This window comes from Agrobacterium deltaense RV3, assembly GCF_900013505.1.
GTDB lineage: Bacteria > Pseudomonadota > Alphaproteobacteria > Rhizobiales > Rhizobiaceae > Agrobacterium > Agrobacterium leguminum.
The window spans coordinates 1,586,222-1,610,581 of the sequence record NZ_LT009745.1 but is presented as its reverse complement, the minus strand read 5'-3'; the positions used below and the strand labels follow the sequence as shown (position 1 = coordinate 1,610,581).

Here is a 24,360-nt window from a genome sequence, read left to right as displayed (position 1 = left end):
ACGCCCCGGTCTTTCGGCGGCGACAGAGGGAATTGGCAGGGATAGGACATGACGATCATTCGCACGGTTGAGGAATTGAAGGCCATCTATGACAGCACGAGCGAGGCATCGATCGCCAAGGTGACAGCCACGCTGACGGCCGAATACCGGCTGATGATCGAGACTTCGCCCTTCCTGGCGCTGGCGACGGTCGGGCCGGAAGGCATGGACTGTTCGCCGCGCGGCGACAAGGGCGGCGTGGTCCGGGTGGCCGATGAGAGGACCGTGCTTCTGCCGGACTGGCGCGGCAATAACCGTGTGGATTCGCTTCTGAACATCGTGCGCGATCCGCGCGTTGCGCTGATGTTCCTGATACCCGGCTCGAATACGACGATGCGCATCAACGGCCGTGCTGTGGTCTCCGTCGATCCCGACCTGCTGGAAAGCTTCGAGATGGACGGCAAACATCCGCGCACCGTCATTGTGGTGACAATCGATGAAGTCTATTTCCAGTGCGCCCGGGCGCTGATGCGCTCGGAACTATGGAACCCCGATAATTTCGTCGACCCGGCCTCGCTTCCGACACCCGGCCTTCTGCTCAAGGCGGCCAAGGCGGAATTCGATCAGGAGACCTATGACCGGGAATGGGCGGCGCGGGCGGCGAAGACCATGTGGTGAGGTGCAGTAACGACGCGACCATCGGGCCGTTGAGGCAATCCTCGCAAGGCTTACGTCATTGGCGAAAGCGGAGCGTCTCACTCCGTCCCCCCGGACTGGATCCGGGGTCTAGCGCGATCAAGTCCTTGATCGCAAGAGGCTTTTCTCACGGCGCAGACGCGCCGTGACTGGATGCCGGATCTAGTCCGGCATGACGGAGGAGATAGTGGTGCACACACCACCATCCTCACGTCCGATAAATCAGCCAGTTCTTGCCGGTATAATTCTTCTGCATGCCGTCCTCGTAATAGACGGAGCGGTTCCGGCCGGTTTCCTTGGCATGGTAGAGCGCGGTGTCGGCGTGGCCGTAAAGCTCGCTCGGGTTGGTGGCCTGGGCGGCGGAAGCGAAGCCGAGGGAGATCGTCACCGTGCCGTAGTCGGCGCCCGATCTCGAATTGCGGAAGGGCGTGCTTTCCAGCGACAGGCGGATGCGCTCGCACATCACCATCACCTCTTCCGGGGTATTGCCGTCCAGAATGATGGCGAATTCCTCGCCGCCGCTTCTGGCGACAAAACCATCCTTGCGGACATTGGCGCGGATGACCGAGGCGACGGTGGCGAGAATCTTGTCGCCGACCGGATGGCCGAAAGTGTCGTTGATCCGCTTGAAATGATCGATATCGAGCAGGACGAGCGTGGTATATTGCAGGCCGATGGAGCTGTCATAGATGGATGCCAGCCGGTCGTCGAAGGCGCGCCGGTTGGACAGGCGCGTCAGCGAATCCGTATTGGCGATGCGCTTGTACTCATCCAGCTCCAGACGCACCTGATGCATTTCCTCGGCATGGCGGTTGACATCGTTGAAGGTCTTTTCGCCGTCGATGATCTTCGAGCCGGTGGCCTCGGCCAGCAGCGAAATCGCATTCCTCAGAATATTGCTGCTGGCGGCATTCTTGTCATCGATGCGCTGACGCGTTTCGCCGAGAATCCTGTTATAGTTTTCGATGGAGGATTGTTCGCGCCTCAGCGTGCCCAGGAGGCCCTCCAGTTCGCGCCTGAGCTTCTCATGCGCATCGTCGATGGACCGGGCGGGATTGCCTTCCCCGTAACGTGAGGACAGCTCGTCCAAATCCTCCTGCGTGACCCGGTTTCCAAGCGCGGCCAGATCCTTCGTCAGGGCAGGGTTCGAACCGATATAGGCTTCGTAAAAGAGGCTGTAGTTACGCGGGATCGGCGAAACACCCATGCTCCGCATGGCATAGGCAATCTGCCCGGCAATGTCGGGCCCCGTGGTTTTGGGCGTGGATGCCGTGTTCATCAAGAAACTCCAGTGAGTCTGCTTATCGACTATGATTATTATTATGAAGGTCGTTTTGGAAAGCTTAATTTAAGGGAAACTAATTTTTGTGCCCGGAAACTTCATTTTCGTCACTTTTTATCTTATTTAATTGATAAATATAAGTAATTTTCATTCTGAAGAATTCCGGAATTTTTTCCCTCTACTATTCGCCTTGGTGACAGCATCGCATTTATTCTGTCAATCCCAATAACGGGATTCGTGTGATTTATTTTGGCACAACAATATGTAGAAATAATTCCGCGGCGGAAAGCCATGGTGGTTTTTGAATTCGTGGAAATCCCGCCTATAGGCGGTTTTTTTTATCATTCGTGTCGGGATACAGGAATGTTACAGTCTTATCTTCGGTTCCCGTGCCATGCGGCACGCGGCCGTGCCGTTTAGTGACGGCGCGGCAACCGTTCGGTAAGGTTCAGGAAGAGGCCAGTTATGCTGCCGGCCCAAGTTTGGCCGTATCGCCTGCGTGTCAGGATTTCAGCCTGATGACCGGGCATTCCGCCCCGGCCGCCGCCGCCGGCGCGTTTGGCGGGCGCACGATCAAACCGTCGGAATGGGCCAATATCTTCATCATCGATGAATCCTGCTTCGCATGGGCTTCCGCCACCAGCAGGCCGTTTTCGTCCGTGCTGAAACGGGCGCGCAGATAATCCTGCCGATGATCATTCGCTTTCAACGGCGTGGCGGTGCGGGCGGTGGTCGTGCGTTGCAGCGGCGCACGGCGGGCGATGCTGCGGAGCAGCGGTTCGAGGAACAGCAGGCCGCAGACGAGGCTGGCAACCGGGTTTCCGGGCAGGCCCAGAACCTGCATGGCGCCGATGGACCCGACCATCAGCGGTTTCCCCGGACGCATGGCGATGCGCCAGAAATCGAGCTGCATGCCCTCCGCCTTCAAGGCTGCCTGCACGAGGTCGTGGTCGCCGACGGAGGCGCCGCCGAGCGTCACAAGCACATCGACCTTCGCCGCGACCGCCTTGCCGATAGCGGCGCGGATCAGCCTGTCATCATCGGCAATGATACCGAGATCGAGAACCTCGGCACCCGCCTGCCGGGCGAGGGCTGCGACGCCGAAGGTGTTGGACGCGATGATCTGGGCGGGCTGCGGCGCGCTTCCCGGCGGCAGCAACTCATCGCCGGTGGCGAGGATGGCGATGCGCGGCCTGCGATAGACGGTGAGCGCGGCATGGTTCATCGCCGCGGCGAGCGTCAGGTCGGTGAAACCGAGTTCCCGCCCGACCTTCAGGGCCGCTTCGCCTTCGGTAAAATCCTGTCCGCGCGGGCGGATATGTCGCCCGGCGGTGACGTCGAAGGCGGTGCGGATTTTTCCGCCCTCCAGCACTTCGGCATCTTCCTGGATGAGAACGGTGTCCGCACCCTGCGGCACGGGCGCGCCCGTGAAGATGCGCACCGCCTGGCCTTCACCCACCGTGCCGGTAAAGGCATGGCCGGCGGCGGCCTGACCGATGACGGTGAGGACCGAGCCGATCTCCGCCGCATCGGCGCTGCGCAGCGCATAACCGTCCATGGCCGAGGCATCGAAGGGCGGCTGGGTGAGGCGTGCAATGAGATCGGCCGAAAGAACCCGGCCATCGCATTCGGTAAGCGGCAGGGTTTCGCTTTCGGTCACCGGAACCGCTGCTTCCAGAAGGCGTCTTATGGCCTCATCCACGGGCAGCAGCGGTTTCATTCATGTCTCCTGTCGCCGGAAATCGCCGGATTTGCCGCCGCTCTTTTCCAGAAGGCGGATATTGACGATTTCCATCGCCTTGTCGGCGGCCTTGGCCATGTCATAGATCGTCAGGCAGGCGATGGATACGGCGGTCAGCGCTTCCATCTCCACGCCGGTCTTGCCGGACAGTTTCACCAGCGCTTCGACCCGCAGGCCGGGTAGGGCGGCGTCTTCGGTAATATCCACCGCCACCTTTGTCAGCATCAGCGGATGGCAGAGCGGGATGAGGTTTGCCGTCTGCTTGGCGGCCATGATGCCGGCGAGGCGTGCAGTGCCGATGACATCGCCCTTCTTGGCGTTGCCCTCGCGGATGAGCGCCAGCGTTTCCGGCTTCATCTTCACGAAGCCTTCGGCGACGGCAACACGGACGGTCTCGGCCTTGTCGCCGACATCGACCATATGCGCTTCGCCGCCGGCATCGATATGGGTGAGCTTTCCCGCCTCGCTCATCGGTGCATTATTCCGCTGCCAGAATGTCGGATTGGCCGGTCAGCAGCGCTTTGGTGGCCGCTGTCACATCGTCCTTGCGCATCAGGCTTTCGCCGACGAGGAAGGTACTGATGCCGCTTTTTTCGAGGCGCTTACAATCCTCGAAGGTGAAGATGCCGCTTTCGCCGACCAGCAGCTTTTCCGCCGGCACGAGGCCTGCGAGCTTCTCGCTGGTTTCGAGGCTGACTTCGAAGGTGCGCAGGTTGCGGTTGTTGATGCCGAGAAGCGGCGAGGAAAGCTTCAGCGCCCGTTCCGTTTCTTCCTCATCATGTACCTCGACCAGCACATCCATGCCGAGCGCGAAAGCCTCGTCCTCAAGGCGTTTCGCCTCGTCGTCGGACAGCGAGGCCATGATGAGGAGAATGCAGTCCGCGCCCCAGGCGCGGGCCTCATGCACCTGATAGGTCTCGAACATGAAATCCTTGCGCAGCGCCGGCAGGGCGCTGGCATTGCGGGCGGCGGTCAGGAATTCCGGGGCGCCCTGAAAGCTTGGGCTATCCGTCAGCACCGAAAGACAGGCGGCGTCACCGGCTTCATAGGCGGCGGCCAGCGCCGGCGGATCGAAATCCGGGCGGATGAGGCCCTTGGAGGGGCTGGCCTTCTTGATTTCGGCGATCAGACCGAATTTGCCTTCGGCCTGCTTTGCCCGGAGCGCCCTGTAGAAACCGCGCGGCGCGCTCTGGTCTGCGGCCATGGCCTTCAGATCGGCCAGCGAAACCTTCGCCTTGGCGGCGGCGATTTCCTCGCGCTTGTAAATCTCGATCTTTTTCAGAATGTCGCTCATGATCTCGCTCTCATTCCTGAACCTCGTTGGACACGGCAACCAGACGGTCGAGCGCGGCTGCGGCCTTGCCGTTGTCCAGCGCCTCGCTGACGATCGCCATCGCCTCAGACAGTGTTTCCGCCTTGCCGGCGATAACCAGCGCTGCGGCCGCGTTGCACAGCGACACGTCACGATAGGCGTTGCGTTTGCCGGACAGAACCTCGCGCAGCGCCGCCGCATTGGCAATGCCGTCTCCGCCCTTCAGATCTTCCATAGAAGCGGGCTCGACACCGAAATCCTTCGGCGTCAGGTCGAAGGTGCGAATCTTGCCATTTTCCAGTGCCGCGACATGGGTAACGCCCGTGGTCGTCACCTCGTCCATGCCGTCGCCATGCACGACCCAGATGCTTTCCGAACCCAGATCGCGCAGCACTTCGGCAAGCGGCACCAGCCAGCGCGGCGAAAAGACGCCGAGCAATTGCCGTTTGGCGCCGGCCGGGTTGGAGAGGGGGCCGAGCAGGTTGAAGATGGTGCGCGTGCCGAGTTCGACGCGGCTTGGACCGACATGGCGCATGGCCGAATGGTGAAGCTGCGCGAACATGAAACCGAGACCAGCCTCGCTGATGCAGCGGGCGATGAGTTCCGGACCGATATCGAGCTTCACGCCGAGCGCCGAGAGCGCATCCGCCGTGCCGGATTTGGAGCTCAGCGCCCGGTTGCCGTGCTTTGCGACCGGCAGGCCGGTGCCAGCGACGATGATCGAGGCGAGCGTCGAGATATTATAGGTGCCGATGCCGTCACCGCCGGTGCCGACGATATCGATGGCATTGGCGGGGGCCGAAACCGGCAGCATGCGGGAACGCATGGAGGAGACGGCGCCGACGATTTCGTCCACCGTTTCCCCGCGCACGCGCAGCGCCATCAGGAAGCCGCCGATCTGCGACGGCGTGGCTTCGCCCGACATCAGAATGTCGAAAGCCGCGCGCGATTCCTCGCGGTTCAGGCTTTCTCCATTGGCGACCTTGGCGATCAGCGGCTTCAGTTCGGCCATCTTGTCGCCCCCCCGGGTTAGAAGCCGACCATCGCCTGATCGGCGAGGGCCTGATTGATGGTGACACCATAGTCATTCTGCAGGCGGTTGACCATCTGGTCCAGCATGTCGTCGCCGGCCGCGCGGGCAATGGCGGCGAACTGCTGGTCGTCATTGGCAAGCGCGTCGGCAGGCGCAGTGGTGTCGACCGAGGTGACCTTGAAGAGGATGCGGCTGGAACCGTCGGCATCGGCCGCCGTGCCCACCTTGCCCTCCGCGCCGGAGAAGACCGCCGCGATGGTCTGCTGGCCGAAAATGGCGTCTTCGCTGTTGCGGCGCAGGCCGGACTTCTGTTCGACGGCAAGGCTAAGCTCACCGGCCACGGCTTCCAGCGTGTCGCCCTTTTCGACACGCGCCTTCAGTTCCTCGGCCTTGGCGGCAAGCGCGTTGCGCTGCTGCTCCGCCGTCCAGTCAGCCACGACATCGTCGCGAACTTCGGCAAGTGTGCGGTCGCGGGCGGCGATGATCTGGTCGACATCGAACCAGATGTAGCCTTCACGGCCGAGATTGATCGGCAGCGCTTCCGTGCCGGGTTCGGTCTTGAAGACCTCCTGCGCGAGCTGCGGGGAGGGCAGGCCCTGAACCGCATCGCCCTTTTCATCGAGGCCGGAAGCGTCGATGGCGGCGATGGTGACGGGTTTCAGGTTCAACTGCGTTGCCGCATCAGCGAGTGAAGAACCGCCGGCGCGCAGATCCTCGTAACGGTCATGAACATTGGTGATCTCTTCCGCAGCGGCGGCGGTGGCGAGGTCCTTGCGGATATCTTCCTTCGCCTCTTCCAGCGTGCGGGTCGTTTCCGGCTTGATGCCGGTGACGCGCAGGAGAACCGGGCCGAAGGAGCCCTGGACCACCGGCGATACACCGCCGTCCTTCTGGATGGCGAAAGCGGCGTCGGCAATCGACTGGTCGGGGATGGTATCCCTGGTGAATTCGCCGAGGGTCACGTCGGAAGCGGTCTTGCCCTGATCCTTCACCACCTGGTCATAGGTGGTGTTGCCGAGGCGGATCTGCTCGGCGGCGGCCTCTGCCATTTCCTTTTCGGGGAAGGTCAGCTGCTCCACCGTGCGGCGGCCGGCGGTGCGGAAGCTGTCCTTGTGGCTGTTATAATAATCGGCGATCTGGGCGTCGGTGACGGCGGCCTGATCGGCGATATCGGACGGCTCAAGCTTTACATAGGTGAACTTGCGGAACTCGGGCGCGCGATATTTCGTCTTGTTGGTTTCGAACCAGGGGGTAAGCACGTCGTCGCCCGGCGCCTTGACCGGCGGAATGACGGCGTTCGAAAGAATGACGTAATCCACGGCGCGCTGCTCGTTGCGATATTGCTTCAGCGCATCCACCAGCACCTGCGGCGCGGCAAAACCGTCTGAAACGGCTTCGACGATCTGGCTGCGGACGGCGACCTTACTGCGTTCCTTGATATAGTCATCCTCGCGGAAACCGGAATTGCGCAGGCGTTCGCTGAAGAGATTGCGGTCGAACTGGCCGTTGACCGCCTTGAAGGCCGGGTCTTCGGCGATGAGATTGGCGAGGCGGTTTTCCGAAAGGCCGAGATTCATCTTCGAGGCCAGCTCGTCAAGCGCTGCACCGGCCGCAAGCTGGCTGAACACCTGGCGGTCGATGCCGAAGGCCTTGGCCTGCTCGGTCGTCAGCCTTGTGCCGAACTGGCGGCTGAGATCGGAAATCTGGCGCTGATAGGCGAGGCGGAATTCCTCCGGGCTGACCGTCTGGTCGCCCACCGTCATGACGGCGTGGGAATTGGCGGTGACAAGCGATGCGGAGACGCCCCAGATGCCAAAAGAGACAACAAGCAGGAGAAGCAGCAGCTTGGCTGCCATGGTTCGAGAAGCATTTCTCAGGGAATCGAGCATCGTTATGCAAACCTCACAGGAACGTCGTCGCGGTCGCCGGCTCTCCGGCCCGCAACGTATCGGCGTTCCTTAAATCAATCCAAACGGAAATTGAAGGGAATTTGCCTTGGAAAAACGGGGTTTTGAAAACGCTTGTGTGATTGGAGGCGGGATTTTCCGCCATCGTCTTCGCCGCCTTGCCCCGGCGAAGCGCAAAATAAAACCGCCCGGAAGGTCCAGGCGGTTGAAAAGAATCACTTTTAAGCGGCCGTCTGCCCGGCCCGTCGCGCTCAGAAGGCGCGGTCGCGCCGGATCATCGCCTTGAATTCCTCGTCTTCACGTCGCATTTCGGCGACCACGGAGATCATCGATGTCACGAACATAACGCTGATCAGGGCAAGAAGCATTGTCAGAAATGTGAACATGATATCGTCTCCGGGAGTTTCGAGAAAATTCTCTCCGTTATCAGTAGTAATTCATATACTGATAACGGGCGGTCAGCTGCGGATAGTCCGGGCCCAGTTTTTCAGGCTTCTGTTCATAAAGGCTAAACGTCGTTGCTACCATTGCGATAACCAGTACTGTCCAGGCGGTGCTGATGACGCTGATTTTCGCCGAAGTAGACTGTTTTTCTCTTACAAACATCTGTCCGTTCCTTTGGTTCTTTCTTAACGCGCCATGTCCAAACATGTTCCGCGTCAACCGTAAAAATCGATTAGCATCGCGCCTGTGAAACTTCCTTGAATGGTTCGTTCATCTGGCGTTCAGGAAACTGGCTAAGGCCGTCATTCGAGAAAAATATACTCGGCAGCGAATGAAGCGATGATCGAAAGGACGATCATGAAGGCCAGCATTTTCATTTCTCCGGATGCTTAACGAGTGAGGGGCGTTTCGGTTTCCCGATGCTGTGCATTTAAACAAAATAGCTGTGAAACCGCACTGAACGGCCCATTCATCCGCGGTTCACGCCGCAGCCACGCTTGTGAGGGGTTGGTTATAAAGTCTTGCGCCGCGTGCCTCTCCATGACAAAAGGCGGCACATATGCTGAAGCGTCGAGACGCGCCCACCATCTGAGAGCGATATGACGATTGCCTTTTATCCAGGATCCTTCGATCCGATGACTAACGGACATCTGGATGTGCTTATTCAGGCGCTGAACGTGGCGTCGAAAGTCATCGTTGCGGTCGGCATTCATCCCGGAAAAGCGCCGCTGTTCAGCTTCGAGGAGCGGGCAGGGCTGATAAAGCGGGCGCTTGCCGAACATCTGCCGGGCGAAGCGGCGCGCATGGAAGTCGTCTCCTTCGATAATCTCGTCGTCGATGCCGCCCGCCAGCACGGTGCGCGCCTTCTGCTACGCGGCCTGCGCGACGGCACCGATCTCGATTATGAAATGCAGATGGCCGGGATGAACCGCCAGATGGCGCCCGATATCCAGACCGTATTCCTGCCCGCCGGCACCTCGTCGCGACCCATCACAGCCACATTGGTCCGGCAGATCGCCGCCATGGGCGGCAATGTCGACGCCTTCGTGCCGAAAGCCGTGCTTGAAGCCCTCAACGCCAAGCTGAAGCGCTAACTTCAGCCTCACATTCTGGAGCCAATCCGATGAAACTCGTTCGATTTGCCTTTGCCGGCGCCATGTTTGCAGGCGCTCTCGCCGCCAGCACCTTCGCTTCCGCCGCCGAACTCCTGACCGTGCAGCTGAAGGACGGCCCCGTTGTCATCGAGCTGATGCCGGATGTCGCGCCCAAGCACGTGGCGCAGATCGAGGCGCTGGCCAAGAAGGGCGCTTATGACAATGTGGCCTTCCATCGCGTCATCGATGGCTTCATGGCGCAGACCGGCGACGTGCAGTATGGCAACATGGAGAAGGGTTTCAGTGCCCAGCGTGCGGGTACGGGCGGTTCCGACCTGCCGGATATTCCGGCCGAATTCTCCAAGGTTCCGTTCACGCGCGGCGTGGTCGGCATGGCCCGCTCGCAGGATCCGAATTCCGCCAATTCGCAGTTCTTCATCATGTTTGCCGACGGCCCGTTCCTGAACGGCCAGTACACCGTGGTCGGCAAGGTCGTGTCCGGCATGGAAGCCGTGGACAAGATCAAGCGCGGGCAGGGCAGCAACGGCGAAGTTTCCAACCCCGACCGGATGATCAAGGTCACCGTCGGCAAGAAGTAAGGTAGGGCAATAGAGCCCGAACAGAGGAGAATAGTCATGGCCGAGATCAAGGATCCGGAAAACACCATCATCATGGAAACGACGACCGGCAAGGTCGTGATCCAGCTGCTTCCGGAAGTTGCGCCTGGTCACGTTGCCCGCATCAAGGAACTCGTCTCGGAAGGCGCTTACGATGGCGTCGTTTTCCACCGCGTCATCGAAGACTTCATGGCCCAGACGGGCGACGTGAAGTTCGGCAAGAAGGGTTCGGAAAGCTTCAACCCGGCACGCGCCGGCATGGGCGGCTCCGACAAGCCGGACCTGAAGGCCGAGTTCTCCGCCATTCCGCACGTGCGCGGCACCTGCTCCATGGCCCGTTCGCAGAACCCGAACTCCGCCAACTCGCAGTTCTTCATCTGCTTCACGGATTCTCCGTGGCTCAACAAGCAGTACACCGTCTGGGGCCAGGTCATCGAAGGCATGGAGGCCATCGACAAGATCAAGCGCGGCGAGCCGGTGAAGGACCCCGATTCGATCGTTTCCATCAAGCTCGCTTCTGCGGCCTGAGGATAGCGTATAAAGTGTTTACCCGCTCCGCAGGAAACTGCGGGGCGTTTCACATTGATGACAAGGGTGCCAACCTCTCCGTCGTCATCCTCGGGCTTGTCCCGAGGATCTAACGATCCCCGACGGCTACGTGGTTAGATCCTCGGGACAAGCCCGAGGATGACGTCTCGTTAGACGAAGCCTTGTCACTACCCACCACCCGCCCCATTGAGGGCGGGTTTTGATATTTTCGAGAGCCCTTGCAATGCGTGTAGACCTGTTCGATTTCGATCTGCCCGAGGAAAATATCGCCCTGCGCCCGGCGAACCCGCGCGACAGCGCGCGTCTGCTGGTGGTCGATCCGAATGAAAACCGCATGGAAGACCACCGCGTCTTCGATCTGCCGTCCTTCCTGAAGCCCGGCGATGCGCTTGTCTTTAACGACACCCGCGTCATTCCCGCCCAGCTCGAAGGTGTACGCCTGCGCGAAGGTGCGCCGGAGACGGCGGTTTCGGCCACGCTGCACATGCGTGCCGATCAATCCCGCTGGAAGGCCTTCGCGCGTCCCGGCAAGCGCATCAAGCAGGGCGACCGCATCCGTTTCGGTTACGAGCGCGACAATGCCTGCGGCCTTGCGCATCTGGAAGCCACCGTCGAGGAGAAGGGCGAGGAGGGCGAGATCACGCTGCTGTTCGACGTCTCCGGCCCGGTGCTGGATGAGGCGATCGCTTCCGTCGGCCATATTCCCCTGCCGCCCTATATCGCGGCCAAACGGCCGGAAGATGCGCAGGACCAGACCGATTACCAGACCATCTATGCCCGCGAAAAGGGAGCCGTTGCCGCCCCGACCGCCGGGCTGCATTTCACGCCCGATCTGTTTGCCGCGCTGGACAGGGTGGGCATCGAGCGGCATTTCGTGACGCTTCACGTTGGGGCAGGCACTTTCCTTCCGGTGAAGTCCGACGATACCGACGATCACAAGATGCATTTCGAGATCGGCTATGTGTCTCAGGAAACCGCCGACCGGCTGAATGCGGTAAAGGCGCGCGGCGGACGCATCGTCTGTGTCGGCACGACATCGCTGCGCCTGATCGAAAGTGCGGCCGATGAGAATGGCGTTATCCACCCATGGTCCGACGCCACCGGCATCTTCATCACGCCGGGATACCGCTTCCGCGCGGTCGATATTCTGATGACGAATTTCCACCTGCCGAAATCGACGCTGTTCATGCTCGTTTCGGCTTTCTGCGGTCTCGAAACGATGCGTGACGCTTACAGGCACGCCATCGAAACCGGATACCGCTTCTATTCCTATGGCGATTCCAGCCTGTTGTTCCGGAAAAACTGATGCACGACAAATTCACCTTCACCCTGAAAGCCACGAGCGGCGGCGCACGCCTCGGCGAAGTCGCCATGCCGCGCGGTGTCATCCGCACGCCCGCCTTCATGCCGGTCGGCACCGTCGGCACCGTCAAGGCCATGTATCTCGATCAGGTGCGGGAGCTTGGGGCCGATATCATTCTCGGCAATACCTATCACCTGATGCTGCGGCCGGGTCCGGAGCGAGTTGCCCGCCTTGGCGGCCTGCATGAGTTGATCCGCTGGCCGCATCCGATCCTCACCGATAGCGGCGGTTTTCAGGTGATGTCGCTTTCCGGCCTGCGCAAGCTCGACGAGAAGGGCGTGACCTTCAAGAGCCATGTGGACGGTTCGCTGCACCACATGTCGCCGGAACGCTCGATTGAAATTCAGGGCATGCTCGATTCGGATATCCAGATGCAGCTCGATGAATGCATCGCGCTGCCGGCCGAACGCAAGGAAATCGAGCGCGCCATGGAAATGTCGCTGCGCTGGGCCGAGCGCTGCCGCGTCGCCTTTGGCGAGCAGCCCGGCAAGGCCATGTTTGGCATCGTACAGGGCGGCGACCAGCCGGATTTGCGCATCCGTTCCGCAGAGGGACTGAAGCAGCTCGATCTGAAGGGTTATGCGGTGGGCGGCCTTGCCGTCGGCGAGCCGCAGGATGTGATGCTCGGCATGCTCGATATCACCCTGCCGGTGCTGCCCACCGAAAAGCCGCGTTACCTGATGGGCGTCGGCACGCCCGATGACATCCTGAAATCGGTGGCGCGCGGCATCGACATGTTCGACTGCGTGATGCCGACCCGTTCCGGCCGTCACGGGCTTGCCTTTACCCGTCGTGGCAAGGTCAATATCCGCAATGCCCGCCATGCCGAGGATATGCGCCCGCTGGACGAGCAGTCCAACTGCCCGGCCTCGCGCGATTATTCCCGCGCCTATCTGCACCATCTCACCCGCGCCAATGAGGCGCTGGGCGGCATGCTGCTCTCCTGGCACAATCTTGCCTATTATCAGGAGCTGATGCAGGGTATCCGCAAGTCGATCGAGGAAGGCCGTTTCGCCGATTTCTATGCGGAAACCATCGAAATGTGGGCGCGGGGCGATATAGACCCCATCTGACGCTTCCCGACTTTTTCTCCTGTTTCGGACGCTTTCCTTGGCACACGCGCCTTACGTTCTTTTCCGGGATGATACGACCGGCACGGTGACAGCCTTCACCGAGCCGGAAGAGATCATCGTCGCGGATGAACCGGCGTCGTTTTTTGCTGCGCTGAAGCGCATGGAAGAGCTGCGCCGGGCCGGGAAATACCTCGCCGGCTATATGTCCTATGAAGCGGGCTTCCTGTTCGAGCCGAAGCTTGCGCCTTTTGCGGACGAGCCTCGCAACGTGCCGTTTCTCAATTTCGGCGTCTTTTCCGGTCCGCAGCCGGATGAGGGGCGGTTCGCGCGCCCGGCAAATCTGCCGGATGCGGATGCGTTTCTGTCCGGTCCCGTGCCGGCATGGAGCCTTCAAGACTATTGCCAGCGTTTCGCGCGGCTGCACGGGCATCTGCGTCGCGGCGACTGTTACCAGGGCAATCTGACCATGCCCGTTCATGCCCGCTGGAGCGGCGATCCGCTGACGGCCTTCTGGTCGCTCATCGAACGGCAGCCGGTGAAATATGGCGCGCTTGTCGATCTCGGCGGCCCGGTCATCCTGTCGCGCTCACCGGAACTGTTCTTCTCGGTTGACGGGCAAGGTTTCATCGAAACCCATCCGATGAAGGGAACGACGCCGCGCGGAGCCGATGCGGAAGAAGACCGGGCGATTGTCGCGGCGATGCTGGCGGACGAAAAGACGCTCGCCGAAAACCGTATGATCGTCGATCTGCTGCGCAACGATATTTCCCGCATTACAGAAGTCGGCAGCCTTGATGTGCCGCGGCTGTTCGATATCGAGACCTATCCGACCGTGCACCAGATGGTGAGCCATGTGCGGGCGAAACTTCTGCCTGACGTGACGGTGGAAGATATCTTCGCCGCCCTGTTCCCCTGCGGCTCCGTTACCGGCGCACCGAAAATGTGGGCGATGAAAATCCTGCGCGAGCTGGAAGCGACGCCGCGCGAAGCCTATTGCGGCGCAATCGGCTTCATGTCCCCAAATGGTGAGATGCGGTTCTCCGTGGCGATCCGTACGCTCAGCCTGTTTGACGACGGCCGTGCCGTCTTCAATGTCGGCGGTGGTATCGTGTTCGATTCCGTTGCCGAGGCGGAGTATGACGAGTGTCTGCTGAAATCGAAATTCGCGGTGGGGGACAGGCTGCTTCGGAGTTAGTCGCCTCCATCATTCCTGTGCTTGTCACAGGAATCCAGCCAGCCCAAGTCCTTGGGCTGAAAAGACTCCTCCCTCCGCACAGACGTGCGTCGACTGGATTCCTGTGACAAGCACAGGAATGAGGGAGGTTGGAGGAAGCTCCGAGGTAGGCAGCCAAATGTGTGCCCTTAGGAAAGCCGGCTACGGTTTTCGCTACCAAACGTCCTCAGCGCCCGATCACCTCAAACACCCCATTCTCTACCAGCACTTCCTTTGCCGCCGCATGGCTCAGAAAACCCGCTGGGCTGGCACTGGCGCCATAGGCGCCTGATTGCAGGATGGCGAGGAGATCGCCGGCCTTGAGCTTCGGCAGCGCCGCATTGCGGGCAAGCGTATCGAGCGGCGTGCAGAGCGGGCCGACGATGGTTGCCGTCTCTTCATGCTCCGCCAGCATCATGGCCGGTGCGACGATGGGATAGTTGCGCTTGACGATCTGGCCGAGATTGCCGGATGCGGCGAGGTGGTGGTGCATGCCGCCATCCATCACCACGAAGGTAGTGCCGCGCGAGGTCTTTACCGAATTCACCTCCGCCACATAGATGCCGCCGGGACCGGCGAGGAAACGGCCGGGTTCGACGATGACATGGGCGTCGGTTATCAGTTCATGCGCCTTCAGAAGCGCCTTGAGGTCGGGTATGGCGGCGCTGACTTTTTCAAGATCGAGCGGGGTTTCGCCTGCGAAATAGGGGATGCCGAGACCGCCGCCGAGATCGATGGTTTTGAGCGGCCTGCCCAGCATCCCGGCCAAGCGCGCGGCAAGGGAAATGCCGTGTCTCCATTGGGAGACAAGCATGTCGGCATCGAGGATCTGCGTGCCGCCGTAAATATGGACGCCGACGAGATCGATATATCGGGCGTCCTTGAAGAGCGGCAGGACATTTTCCAGCTCTTCCTCATCGAAACCGAAGGCGGTGGCCTTGCCGCCCATGCGCATCGCGCCGGCCTGTGCATCCGGCACCGGATTGATGCGGATCGAAGCCCTAACCGGCTTGCCGATTGCCTCGATGCGGGTAATTTCCTCGGCGCTTTCGATGTGGATTTCGCCGATGCCGCCCTCGATCACTTCGCGCAGCTCGGCCATGCCTTTGCCGGGGCCGGCGAAGATGATATTTTGCGTTGCGACACCGGCCTTGATGGCGGCGCGATATTCGCCGACGGAAGCGATTTCCGCACCCGCACCTTCCTGCCGGAAAAGCGAGACGATGGCGGGCAGGGGATTGGCCTTCACCGAATAATAGATATCGGCAAAACCGCCGAGCGCGGTTTCGAGATCGCGATAGGCGCGGCGCATGGCGGCGGCGTCATAGAGAAAGCACGGTGTTCCGGTCCCGGCGACAATATCGTGCACCGGAAGTCCGCCGATCATCAGATCGTTCTCGCTTGTGTCGAATAACGCGGCTGCAAAAGCCTGGCCGTGGCTCTGGGGTTTATCCGTTGGCGCCATTGTCCGTCCGTTCGCGCACCAGCGCGCGGTAATCCACCTTGCCATTGGCCGTGACCGGCAGTCGTTCCACCAGTTCGATGGCGCGGGGGATCATGAAGGGGGCGAGCATTTCGGCCGCCTTCTTCAGAGCCGCTGTCACATCGATATTCTGGTTGGCAGCAGTCGCCACGGCATGGACCTTTTCGCCCGCAAAGGGGTCGGGCAGGCCGATGACGGCGACCTGCTGGAAAAGGCCTGTCGACATCAGGCTTTCCTCAACCTCGGTCGGGCTGATGCGATAGCCCGACGATTTGATCATCGCATCGTTGCGGGCGACGAAACTGAAGAAACCATCCTCGTCCTCCACCGCCAGATCGCCGGAATAACACACGGTCTCGCCGCCCATCGCCGCCGCAATGAAGGGGTGAGGGCGCAGCACCTTTGCCGTCTCCTCCGGCCGGTTCCAGTAACCCAGCGAGACGGTCGGGCCGCGATGCACGAGAATGCCGGGCTCACCCGGCCTCGCCCTCTGTCCCTCGGCGGTGACGATGAAGATTTCGCATTCGGGAATGGCCTTGCCGATGGAGGTCGGGCGGCGGTCGATCTCATCGGGGGGCAGGAAGGTGGAGCGGAAGGCTTCGGTGAGGCCATACATCAGGTAGATTTTCGTATCCGGCAACTTCTCGCGCAGCGCTTTTACGGTTTCCTGCGGCACGCGCCCGCCGGAATTGGTGATGTAGCGCAGGTGTGGCAGAGGCGTCTTTGTGAGCGACGGGGCTGCTTTCGTCAGGATCGCCCAGATCGTCGGCACGCCGGCGAGACCCGTGATGGCATGGTCGCGCAGATCACGGACGATCTCATCGCCCAGCCGAAAGGTGGAGATGATCGTGGCCGCACCCTGTTCAACCGCCGTCAGCAACTGGTTCAGGCCATAATCGAAGCTGAAGGGCAGGAGGGACAGAATGCGGTCGCTACCGGTGATGTCCAGATAGGTGCGCACGATGCGCGCGCCGGCCAGAAGATTGCGGTGAGACAGCATCACGCCCTTGGGCGAGCCGGTGGAGCCGGAGGTATAAAGAATGGCGGCCAGGTCTTCGCCGATTGCCGCTGAAGGCCGGGCGGGTGTGTCGGCGCGGGCCTCTATTTCTTCCGCCAGCAGGATCGCGACCTCGGGAAGGTCTTCCAGTGCCGCTTTCAGCTCATCCATCATCGCGGCGTCGCTGATGACGATTTTTGCGCCGCAATCCCTGACGATATGGCGGATCTGCTGCGCCTTCAGCAATGCGTTCACCGGCACGAAGACGCCGGACGCCATGCTCACGCCAAAGATCGACCAGCATTCCTCGATGCCGCGCGGCAGATAGATGACGACGCGGTCTCCGCGTTGCGCTCCGGCTTCCTGCAATGCCGCCGCGCAACGGGCCGCCGCTGCGGCAAATTCGCGATAATTCAGCGATCGGTCCTTGTGGACGAGGGCCTGATCGTCGCTCGCGGCGCGGGCGTCAAGCAGGTGGTGCAGCAGGAAATGGGGTGTCATATCCTCCGTTCCCTGAGGACGAAGGCGATGAGATCGGCCGGCGTGCCGAGATTGTCGGGCGTGAAATGTTCGTCATCGAGAATGATGCCGAAACTTTCGCCGAGGAAGATCATCAGCTCAAGAAAGCCAAGCGAATCGATTACGCCGCCTTCGAGAAGCAGCGTATCGGCGGAAAAGGGGGCATAGGCGGGAAAACGGTTGGAGAGGTAGGAATAGATGGTATCGGCAACGTCGATTTCACTCTTTTTCGCTGCAAGCATGCTCGTTCTCCGATTTCCCGCGTCTTTCCTAATGACCTGCCCGGAACGGCGCTTTTTCTGTAAAGGCCAAGATTCCGTCAAGTCGCGCATGACTCACTAAAATACCTACGGTGGCAATAACACCAACTCTGAGTATGCTTCGTTAATAAATCGTGGGTTCCATGCGCCTTTTACTTGTATTGGTGCAGATTTATGTGCGGCAAGCCCGCCGGCCTTTCGCTCTGCGCCCATTGCCGCCATGGTCAGCGCAAGCCGGCCATGGCCAAGAAGGTGGCGGGCGATTGTGGATATGTGCCTTTGCGCGACCTGCCGGTCTTCGCAATGGATGAGGCGCGCGGATGGCAATCTTTTGGTCGTGGTTTTCAGGAAGACCAGAGGGTAATGGCGGTTCTCCGCCTCCATCACGGCCACGATGCAGCCGAGACGGGCATGATCTTCCAGCAGGTCGCGCATTTCGGCGGAGAGTATTTCCGGTTTTATCTCTCCTGGCGCCCGCAGCCGTGCGCTTGCCGGGCGAAGCGCTGCAAAGGGCAGCGGATAAAAAAGCGTGCAATCGGTTACCGTCGCAAAGCCCAGCCTCTCATTGAGCTTGCAGGCTTCGGGAGAGGGCGTGAGATCGGTAAAGATTTCGTCCTCATTGGAGGACGCCATCTGCAACATGCGCGGGGCGAACCAGCGGCAGGAAGGCTCCACATACCAGCTGGACAGGTTGACGACGATCCTGCCGGTCTGCGGCAGACGGCTTTTGATCGTCAGCAGAACGCCTGCGGCATCGTCGCCCTTCATCAGCAATTGCCCGATCGGACCGAGTTCGCGCCGCTCGTGATGTTCGCTGACGAGCGACAAACCGCGCGACCAGAAGGCCTCGGTTTTTTCCGGGAAGCCTTTCGCCAGAAGAGCGACGGCGGCGACGCGGTTTCCGTTGTCGATCGGTACGATTTTCAGGGTCGCTCTCCGCAGGTCTGGCGTCGTTCTGGGCGGGGAGGGATTTTCAACTCCACCGCGTAGTATCGGCTTACGACGATAGATTTACCGTCCCGTTAATCGCAATGGCTGCAGCGGGTTGGAGGCGATCACATTTGTATGAAAGGCGGGCGCGCGCGATTACGCGCGTCCGCCTCTGTCTTATCCAATCAATAAACCACGACGCCGCGAATGCTTTCGCCCTTATGCATCAGGTCGAAGCCCTTGTTGATGTCTTCGAGCGGCATGGTGTGGGTGATCATCGGGTCGATCTGGATCTTGCCTTCCATGTACCAGTCGACGATCTTCGGCACATCCGTGCGGCCGCGTGCGCCGCCAAAGGCGGTGCCCATCCAGTTGCGGCCGGTGACGAGCTGGAACGGACGCGTGGAGATTTCCTGGCCGGCACCGGCAACGCCGATGATGACCGACTTGCCCCAGCCGCGATGCGAGGCTTCCAGCGCCTGGCGCATGACCTTCGTGTTGCCGGTGCAGTCGAAGGTATAATCCGCGCCGCCGATCAGGTCGCCATTGCGCTTCGTCATGTTGACGAGATAGGGCACGATGTCGTCGCCGACTTCCTTCGGGTTTACGAAGTGGGTCATGCCGAACTTCTCGCCCCAGGCCTTGCGGTCGGGGTTGATATCCACGCCGATGATCATGTCCGCGCCGGCAAGGCGCAAGCCCTGCAGCACGTTGAGGCCGATGCCGCCGAGGCCGAAGACAATCGCCCTGGAGCCGATCTCGACCTTGGCGGTGTTGATGACCGCACCGATGCCGGTCGTCACGCCGCAGCCGATGTAGCAGACCTTGTCGAAGGGCGCGTCGGGATTGATCTTGGCAAGCGCGATCTCCGGCAGAACCGTATAGTTTGAGAAGGTCGAGCAGCCCATATAATGATGGATCTTGTCCTTGCCGATGGAGAAGCGCGACGTGCCGTCCGGCATCACGCCCTGACCCTGGGTGGCGCGGATGGAGGTGCAGAGATTGGTCTTGCGCGAGGTGCAGGAGTAGCATTCGCGGCATTCCGGCGTGTAGAGCGGAATGACATGGTCGCCCTTCTTGACCGAGGTGACGCCCGGTCCGACATCGACGACGACGCCCGCGCCCTCATGGCCGAGAATGGCCGGGAACAGGCCCTCCGGATCGGCGCCCGACAGGGTGAAATCGTCTGTATGGCAGATGCCGGTCGCCTTGACCTCAACCAGTACTTCGCCGGCGCGCGGGCCTTCGAGTTGAACGGTCATAACCTCAAGCGGCTTTCCGGCCTGAATGGCAACTGCGGCGCGAACGTCCATATCTTATCTCCTGGCATTGTCTTGTGATTGAACAGGGCTGTTTTGCCCGAGCTTGGCTTGAGGGACAAGGGGCGAGCCCAAGTTTGTGTTTTCGGAAGAAACCGTGAAGGCAAACCCCGCACTGCCGTTACGTGGTCATACGATTTTATTGTCGAGACCTAATTTACTAATAAATAAACTAAGCATATGAATTTGCTTCATATTTTTAGGTTCCGATTGAGTTTTGATTTACGGTTTGCGTGTTAATTGACCCCTGTATTTCAGGGGTCAGGCGAAGTTGCTCGAAAAGCAGCGCCGCCGGCGACCAACGAGCAATTTTCGAGCGACCGGCGCGAGCCGGACATTTTTTAGCGTCGCAGAAAGCAAGGCCTGTCGCTTTTCACAGCGCGCCTTTCCCATGGCGATGAGCGACATGAAACGGTGTTTTGATGACGAGCAGGCGGATTAAAAAAGCGGCATGGAAACGGAGCCTGTTTTCATCGCTCCTCAGGGACCGCGCGGGTACCTTCGCCATCATGACCGCGCTGCTGCTGCCGGTCTTTATCATTTTGCTGGGGCTGCTTTTTGAGGGTGGCAGGGCGCTGGCCTATTACAACCAGTCAAAGCGGGTCATGGCCATGGCATGCGAAAGAGCCACCAAGCCGACACGTACCTACACGTTGCTTGACACTGTCCGGCGCGACAATGTGACCGCGGCCTTCGATGCGATGATTCAATCCACGAAGCAGAAGGTCCTCTCGCGCGACGTGCAAGTGAAATGGACTGAGACAAAAATCAATGCCGAGTTCAGTTACGGGCTGATTTTCTCGGAGATGTTCAATCTCGAGAAGCTGAAATATCGCCTTGCATACTCTTGCGAGGGCATCCCGCCCTATCCCGAGGATGATGCGGTCATCATTGACAATATGTTCGAGAGCAACGCTCTCGGCGTCGAGCGGGTTCTGAAAAACGGCGTCACCAAGGAAACCCCCGGCGGTTGCTGGGGTGTCTATCCCTATTCGGAGATCGGATGGGATGGCGGGACCGGCCCCGGCGTCGAGTTGCAGGATTGGAGCAGCCCCTGCTGCCGCCGCAATCACAACTGGCAGGGCTATCCGGCGGGAATGCAGAGCAAGAAACTCAACGAGGCCCCCACCGCCAACGACAAAGCCTGTACTTTGAAGGAGGTCGATAAGGCAAAGACCACCGACAAAATCGAAATCGACAAGAATCCGGGCACCGAGCTCTCATTGCCAACCCGTTATGTCATGGAGCTCGATAGTGACTGGGGGCCGCCTGAGCCCGGCAAGAAAAAAAATATCGAAGCCAATAGCTCGATCTACAAGGATGTCGAGCTTCATCCCGGAATATATAAGATCATGGTTTGGTATAATGGGCGCCGGGCCGTCGAGGACGTGGAGAAAACAAACGGAATCAAGATCTCGCTCCAACAGCTCCTTCCTGACCTGAAACCCCAGCAGCGGGTGTGGGAGTTGACCCAGGATAAAAACAGTATTGCCTGGACGCCGAGGGATTACAGTTTCAGGGTCAAGGCCTACTCGATCTATCGGGTGACGATTGAGGCAACCGGCCTGAGCGACAGCTTTGGTGGCATCATCACCGGTTTCCAGCTCATCTACGTGGATCGAATGGAAGAGGGCTGAGATGAAGTCCTTACTTTCCCCGCGTCAGGATAAAAGCCGTGGTGGCCCGAGCAGATGCCGGGTCGCGCATGCCAAATGTTATCGGCTGCTCGGCGACCGAAAGGCAGCAACGGCGGTGGAGACGGCTCTGCTGTTGCCGCTGTTTTTTGCGCTGATTTTCGGGACGCTCGAAATCGGCCTGCTGATGCTCTATTATCTTTATCTCTCGTTCGCATCGAATGCGGGTATCGAATATCTCCGCAAGGCGGCGTCGGACGGTAAACCGGCGACCGAGATTGCGTTGCGCAAGGCAATCGCCTCCAATTTCATTGGAGGGACTGACGAAACCACTCTCAAGATCGCCCTCTTGCCGATTCCCGACGACGATATTGCCGAAGCCAAAGTGCCCATACCGATCGTGAACGATTTTCGCCCACCCGCCGATACCGCCGGGCAGTACATTCTGGCCATCGGTTACAACTGGAATTTTTTGATGCCGACGACGCGTTTCCTCGTGCCGGACACGGGCGGCATTCATCAGTTGCGCAACATTTCCCTGGCGATCACTGCCGTGCGGGTGACGGAATGAAAAAGACGACATGGTTTTTGCGTCTTGCTGGTTTCGGGCGTTGCCGTTCTGGCGCTGCGGCGTTGGAAATGGGGCTTTTGGCGCCGCTGCTTGTCCTCATGCTTGCAGTGATCATTGAGGTCGGGCGGGGTTGGCTCAGCTATGACCGGTTCATGACGATAGTCGACGATTCAGCGCGCTGGGCGGCAAGATTCCCCGAATTCGAGGAACGGGTGCGCACGGGAGTTCCGAGTTTCGTCGTCCTTTCCGGCAGCGGCATTCTCCAGACGGGCAAACTCGACCTGACGCTGAGAAGCGTCAAACTGGTGGACAAAGTCGCCCGGCTGCAATTTCCCGCCCACAATTTTCTGGGATCTGCCGAAGATGTGCCTTGGGAGAAAACCGTGATCGCCAACGGTTTTGTCGCTCAGGACGCTATCATTGTTGTCTCTGGGCGGTACAGCTATCGGCCTCTGATCGCTGCGGTGGCCGATATCACGCTCAAATTCGAATATGTTGCGGCCGTCAACCCGTTCTTTTCCCAGCGATATCCCTACCAGAGCGGCAAATCGGATTTCGCAAAGTGGAACCTCAAGCGCTCGCCATTCAAAGCAAACTGATCGGCCTCAGACAGCCTCTGTCTCGGCCTGGCTTTCGCCGAGCCACGCCGCACAATCCCGCAACGCCCGCGCTGCAATGAGCTGGCGTTTCATGATCGTCTTGTCCTTGCCGCGAAAACGCTTCACGCCCTCCGGCTTGACGATCGAGCCCGGCTCCAGTTCCGGGAACAGGCCGAAATTGATGTTCATCGGCTGGAAGGAGCGTTTGCCCGGCTCATCATCGGAAGAGAGGTGGCCGCCGGTGATGTGGTTGAGGAGCGAGCCGAGCGCGGTGGTGGCCGGCGGCAGGCTTGGGCTCTCACCCTTTTGCTCGGCGGCGGCGAAGCGTCCGGCGAGAAGGCCGACGGAGGCACTTTCCACATACCCTTCGCAGCCGGTGATCTGGCCGGCGAAACGCAGGTCCGGCCGCGATTTCAGCTTCAGCGAGCGGTCGAGCAGGATCGGAGAATCGATATAGGTGTTGCGGTGCAGGCCGCCGAGGCGGGCGAATTCCGCATTTTCGAGGCCCGGTATCATGCGGAATACATCCGCCTGAACGCCGTATTTCAGCTTGGTCTGGAAACCGACCATGTTGTAGAGCGTGCCGAGCGCATTGTCCTGTCGCAGCTGCACGACGGCATAGGCCTTGACGGTCGGGTTATGGGCGTTGGTCAGTCCCATCGGCTTCATCGGGCCGTGGCGCAGCGTCTCGCGGCCGCGCTCGGCCATGATCTCGATAGGCAGGCAGCCGTCGAAATAGGGCGTGCCTTCCCATTCCTTGAAACCCACCGTATCGCCGGCGATCAGCGCGTCGATGAAGGCGTTGTACTGCTCCTCGTTCAGCGGGCAGTTGATGTAATCCTTACCGGTGCCGCCGGGGCCGACTTTATCGTAGCGCGACTGGTACCAGCAGATATCCATATTGATGCTGTCGCGGTGGACGATGGGAGCGATGGCGTCGAAAAAGGCGAGCGCATCCTCACCCGTCTCTGCCTGAATGGCGGCGGCGAGATCCGGCGAGGTCAGCGGGCCGGTGGCGATGATCGAGTTGCCCCATTCCTTCGGCGGCAGGCCGTTCACCTCTTCGCGGATGATTGTCACCAATGGGTGATTTTCCAACTCTTTCGTCACGGCCTCGGAAAATCCGTCGCGGTCGACGGCAAGCGCGCCGCCGGCCGGCACCTGGTGCCTGTCGGCGCAGGCCATGATCAGAGAACCGGCAAGCCGCATTTCGGCATGGATGACGCCGACCGCATTGGCGGTCGCATCGTCGGAGCGGAAGGAGTTGGAACAGACCAGTTCCGCCAGCGTATCGCCCTTATGCGCGTCCGTGCCGCGCACGCCGCGCATTTCATGCAGGGTGACGGGCACACCGCTTTGCGCGATCTGCCATGCGGCTTCCGAACCGGCCAGTCCGCCGCCCACGACGTGAATGGAAGAAGTGGTCTTGTCTTGCATGCTGGCGTCCATGGGCGGCCACGGGGCAAAGGCTCCCGTCCGGCGGCTGTCTTTCGAGTGATTGTTCCGCACGGGTCCCGAAGGACGCGGCATTGTTTGCGGATGCACTAGCATGCATGGCCGGGGCAGCCAAATGTTTTTGAGGGTGGGGGGCGACGGAGGGGATGTGGAGCGGGCGGGTGCCGCTTGTTTCTTCTCCCCGCCGGGGAGAAGGTCGCGGCAGCGGGATGAGGGGGGCAGGGGGCGGTCTATCGCGTGTCGTTGCCCCCGTCATCCGACCCTTCGGGCCACCGTTCCCTGACGTACCG

Annotated in this window: 24 protein-coding genes; 10 read left to right on the top strand and 14 right to left on the bottom strand. The window is 60.4% G+C overall.

Features of this window, described 5'->3' with window-relative positions; all coding sequences use genetic code 11:
• Window positions 1–48 precede the first annotated feature (48 nt).
• Window positions 49–657 carry a pyridoxamine 5'-phosphate oxidase family protein gene (locus AGR7B_RS08110; RefSeq protein ID WP_080816895.1) on the top strand — a complete coding sequence of 203 codons (609 nt, stop codon included), beginning with the start codon at window positions 49–51 and terminating at the stop codon, window positions 655–657.
• Between the two features lie 226 nt (window positions 658–883).
• Here the strand turns inward: AGR7B_RS08110 and AGR7B_RS08105 are convergent, their stop codons facing one another.
• The 8 genes from AGR7B_RS08105 to AGR7B_RS08070 form a co-directional block, all read right to left on the bottom strand.
• On the bottom strand, window positions 884–1,954 hold the full coding sequence (locus AGR7B_RS08105; RefSeq protein WP_078053072.1) for a GGDEF domain-containing protein: 1,071 nt from the start codon (window positions 1,952–1,954) through the stop codon (window positions 884–886).
• A gap of 505 nt (window positions 1,955–2,459) precedes the next feature.
• Window positions 2,460–3,677, bottom strand: a complete 1,218-nt coding sequence (locus AGR7B_RS08100) for a molybdopterin molybdotransferase MoeA (protein WP_080856431.1) — start codon at window positions 3,675–3,677, stop codon at window positions 2,460–2,462.
• Window positions 3,678–4,169: a cyclic pyranopterin monophosphate synthase MoaC gene (gene moaC / locus AGR7B_RS08095; protein ID WP_065655981.1), complete on the bottom strand. Its 492-nt coding sequence runs from the start codon at window positions 4,167–4,169 to the stop codon at window positions 3,678–3,680.
• Window positions 4,170–4,176: 7 nt separating this feature from the next.
• Complete coding sequence (gene trpC, locus AGR7B_RS08090; RefSeq protein ID WP_080856430.1) at window positions 4,177–4,992, bottom strand: indole-3-glycerol phosphate synthase TrpC; 816 nt, start codon at window positions 4,990–4,992, stop codon at window positions 4,177–4,179.
• A 10-nt stretch (window positions 4,993–5,002) separates the two neighbouring features.
• Window positions 5,003–6,022, bottom strand: coding sequence for an anthranilate phosphoribosyltransferase (gene trpD, locus AGR7B_RS08085; protein ID WP_080856429.1), 1,020 nt, complete (start codon window positions 6,020–6,022; stop codon window positions 5,003–5,005).
• 17 nt (window positions 6,023–6,039) lie between these two features.
• Complete coding sequence (locus AGR7B_RS08080) at window positions 6,040–7,932, bottom strand: peptidylprolyl isomerase (protein ID WP_080856428.1); 1,893 nt, start codon at window positions 7,930–7,932, stop codon at window positions 6,040–6,042.
• A 269-nt stretch (window positions 7,933–8,201) separates the two neighbouring features.
• Window positions 8,202–8,336 (bottom strand): hypothetical protein, encoded by a 135-nt coding sequence (locus AGR7B_RS26435; RefSeq protein ID WP_256387174.1) that lies wholly within the window; start codon window positions 8,334–8,336, stop codon window positions 8,202–8,204.
• 40 nt (window positions 8,337–8,376) lie between these two features.
• Window positions 8,377–8,556 (bottom strand): hypothetical protein, encoded by a 180-nt coding sequence (locus AGR7B_RS08070; protein ID WP_004442101.1) that lies wholly within the window; start codon window positions 8,554–8,556, stop codon window positions 8,377–8,379.
• 437 nt (window positions 8,557–8,993) lie between these two features.
• Between AGR7B_RS08070 and coaD the strand changes: the two genes are divergently transcribed.
• The 6 genes from coaD to AGR7B_RS08035 all read left to right on the top strand — a co-directional run bounded on the left by coaD (window position 8,994) and on the right by AGR7B_RS08035 (window position 14,285).
• Window positions 8,994–9,488: a pantetheine-phosphate adenylyltransferase gene (coaD, locus tag AGR7B_RS08060; protein WP_059760169.1), complete on the top strand. Its 495-nt coding sequence runs from the start codon at window positions 8,994–8,996 to the stop codon at window positions 9,486–9,488.
• A gap of 29 nt (window positions 9,489–9,517) precedes the next feature.
• Window positions 9,518–10,087, top strand: a complete 570-nt coding sequence (locus AGR7B_RS08055) for a peptidylprolyl isomerase (protein WP_004442095.1) — start codon at window positions 9,518–9,520, stop codon at window positions 10,085–10,087.
• A gap of 36 nt (window positions 10,088–10,123) precedes the next feature.
• Complete coding sequence (locus AGR7B_RS08050) at window positions 10,124–10,633, top strand: peptidylprolyl isomerase (protein WP_065655977.1); 510 nt, start codon at window positions 10,124–10,126, stop codon at window positions 10,631–10,633.
• Between the two features lie 244 nt (window positions 10,634–10,877).
• Entirely contained in the window at window positions 10,878–11,960 is a 1,083-nt protein-coding gene (gene queA, locus AGR7B_RS08045) for a tRNA preQ1(34) S-adenosylmethionine ribosyltransferase-isomerase QueA (protein ID WP_080856426.1), read from the top strand.
• Window positions 11,960–13,090 carry a tRNA guanosine(34) transglycosylase Tgt gene (gene tgt, locus AGR7B_RS08040; RefSeq protein WP_080856425.1) on the top strand — a complete coding sequence of 377 codons (1,131 nt, stop codon included), beginning with the start codon at window positions 11,960–11,962 and terminating at the stop codon, window positions 13,088–13,090. The genes queA and tgt overlap by 1 nt, the downstream gene beginning before the upstream one ends.
• A 37-nt stretch (window positions 13,091–13,127) precedes the next feature.
• A complete protein-coding gene (locus tag AGR7B_RS08035; RefSeq protein WP_080856424.1) occupies window positions 13,128–14,285 on the top strand; it encodes an aminodeoxychorismate synthase component I in 1,158 nt (385 codons plus the stop codon).
• Window positions 14,286–14,490: 205 nt separating this feature from the next.
• Here the strand turns inward: AGR7B_RS08035 and AGR7B_RS08030 are convergent, their stop codons facing one another.
• The 5 genes from AGR7B_RS08030 to AGR7B_RS08010 all read right to left on the bottom strand — a co-directional run bounded on the left by AGR7B_RS08030 (window position 14,491) and on the right by AGR7B_RS08010 (window position 19,805).
• Window positions 14,491–15,768, bottom strand: a complete 1,278-nt coding sequence (locus AGR7B_RS08030; protein WP_162934083.1) for a type III PLP-dependent enzyme — start codon at window positions 15,766–15,768, stop codon at window positions 14,491–14,493.
• The gene (locus AGR7B_RS08025; protein ID WP_080856423.1) at window positions 15,752–17,284 is read right to left on the bottom strand and encodes an AMP-binding protein; all 1,533 of its coding nucleotides are present in this window, start codon (window positions 17,282–17,284) and stop codon (window positions 15,752–15,754) included. Before AGR7B_RS08025 ends, AGR7B_RS08030 begins: the two co-directional genes overlap by 17 nt.
• Window positions 17,281–17,544 (bottom strand): acyl carrier protein, encoded by a 264-nt coding sequence (locus AGR7B_RS08020; protein ID WP_080856422.1) that lies wholly within the window; start codon window positions 17,542–17,544, stop codon window positions 17,281–17,283. Before AGR7B_RS08020 ends, AGR7B_RS08025 begins: the two co-directional genes overlap by 4 nt.
• Window positions 17,545–17,649: 105 nt before the next feature.
• The gene (locus AGR7B_RS08015; protein WP_162934082.1) at window positions 17,650–18,390 is read right to left on the bottom strand and encodes a hypothetical protein; all 741 of its coding nucleotides are present in this window, start codon (window positions 18,388–18,390) and stop codon (window positions 17,650–17,652) included.
• A 287-nt stretch (window positions 18,391–18,677) separates the two neighbouring features.
• Complete coding sequence (locus AGR7B_RS08010) at window positions 18,678–19,805, bottom strand: S-(hydroxymethyl)glutathione dehydrogenase/class III alcohol dehydrogenase (protein ID WP_080856420.1); 1,128 nt, start codon at window positions 19,803–19,805, stop codon at window positions 18,678–18,680.
• Between the two features lie 428 nt (window positions 19,806–20,233).
• On the opposite strand from AGR7B_RS08010, the gene AGR7B_RS08005 reads away from it, so the two are divergent.
• From AGR7B_RS08005 to AGR7B_RS07995, 3 genes are read left to right on the top strand one after another with little or no spacing between them, the layout of a single operon-like run.
• Window positions 20,234–21,448, top strand: a complete 1,215-nt coding sequence (locus tag AGR7B_RS08005) for a TadE/TadG family type IV pilus assembly protein (protein ID WP_080856419.1) — start codon at window positions 20,234–20,236, stop codon at window positions 21,446–21,448.
• Window position 21,449: 1 nt separating this feature from the next.
• Window positions 21,450–22,016: a TadE/TadG family type IV pilus assembly protein gene (locus AGR7B_RS08000; protein ID WP_065655968.1), complete on the top strand. Its 567-nt coding sequence runs from the start codon at window positions 21,450–21,452 to the stop codon at window positions 22,014–22,016.
• The gene (locus AGR7B_RS07995) at window positions 22,013–22,615 is read left to right on the top strand and encodes a TadE/TadG family type IV pilus assembly protein (protein ID WP_080856418.1); all 603 of its coding nucleotides are present in this window, start codon (window positions 22,013–22,015) and stop codon (window positions 22,613–22,615) included. Before AGR7B_RS08000 ends, AGR7B_RS07995 begins: the two co-directional genes overlap by 4 nt.
• Window positions 22,616–22,621: 6 nt before the next feature.
• Here AGR7B_RS07995 and trmFO read toward each other — a convergent pair whose 3' ends face one another.
• Window positions 22,622–24,064, bottom strand: coding sequence for a methylenetetrahydrofolate--tRNA-(uracil(54)-C(5))-methyltransferase (FADH(2)-oxidizing) TrmFO (gene trmFO, locus AGR7B_RS07990; RefSeq protein ID WP_162934081.1), 1,443 nt, complete (start codon window positions 24,062–24,064; stop codon window positions 22,622–22,624).
• Between the last annotated feature and the right edge of the window lie 296 nt (window positions 24,065–24,360).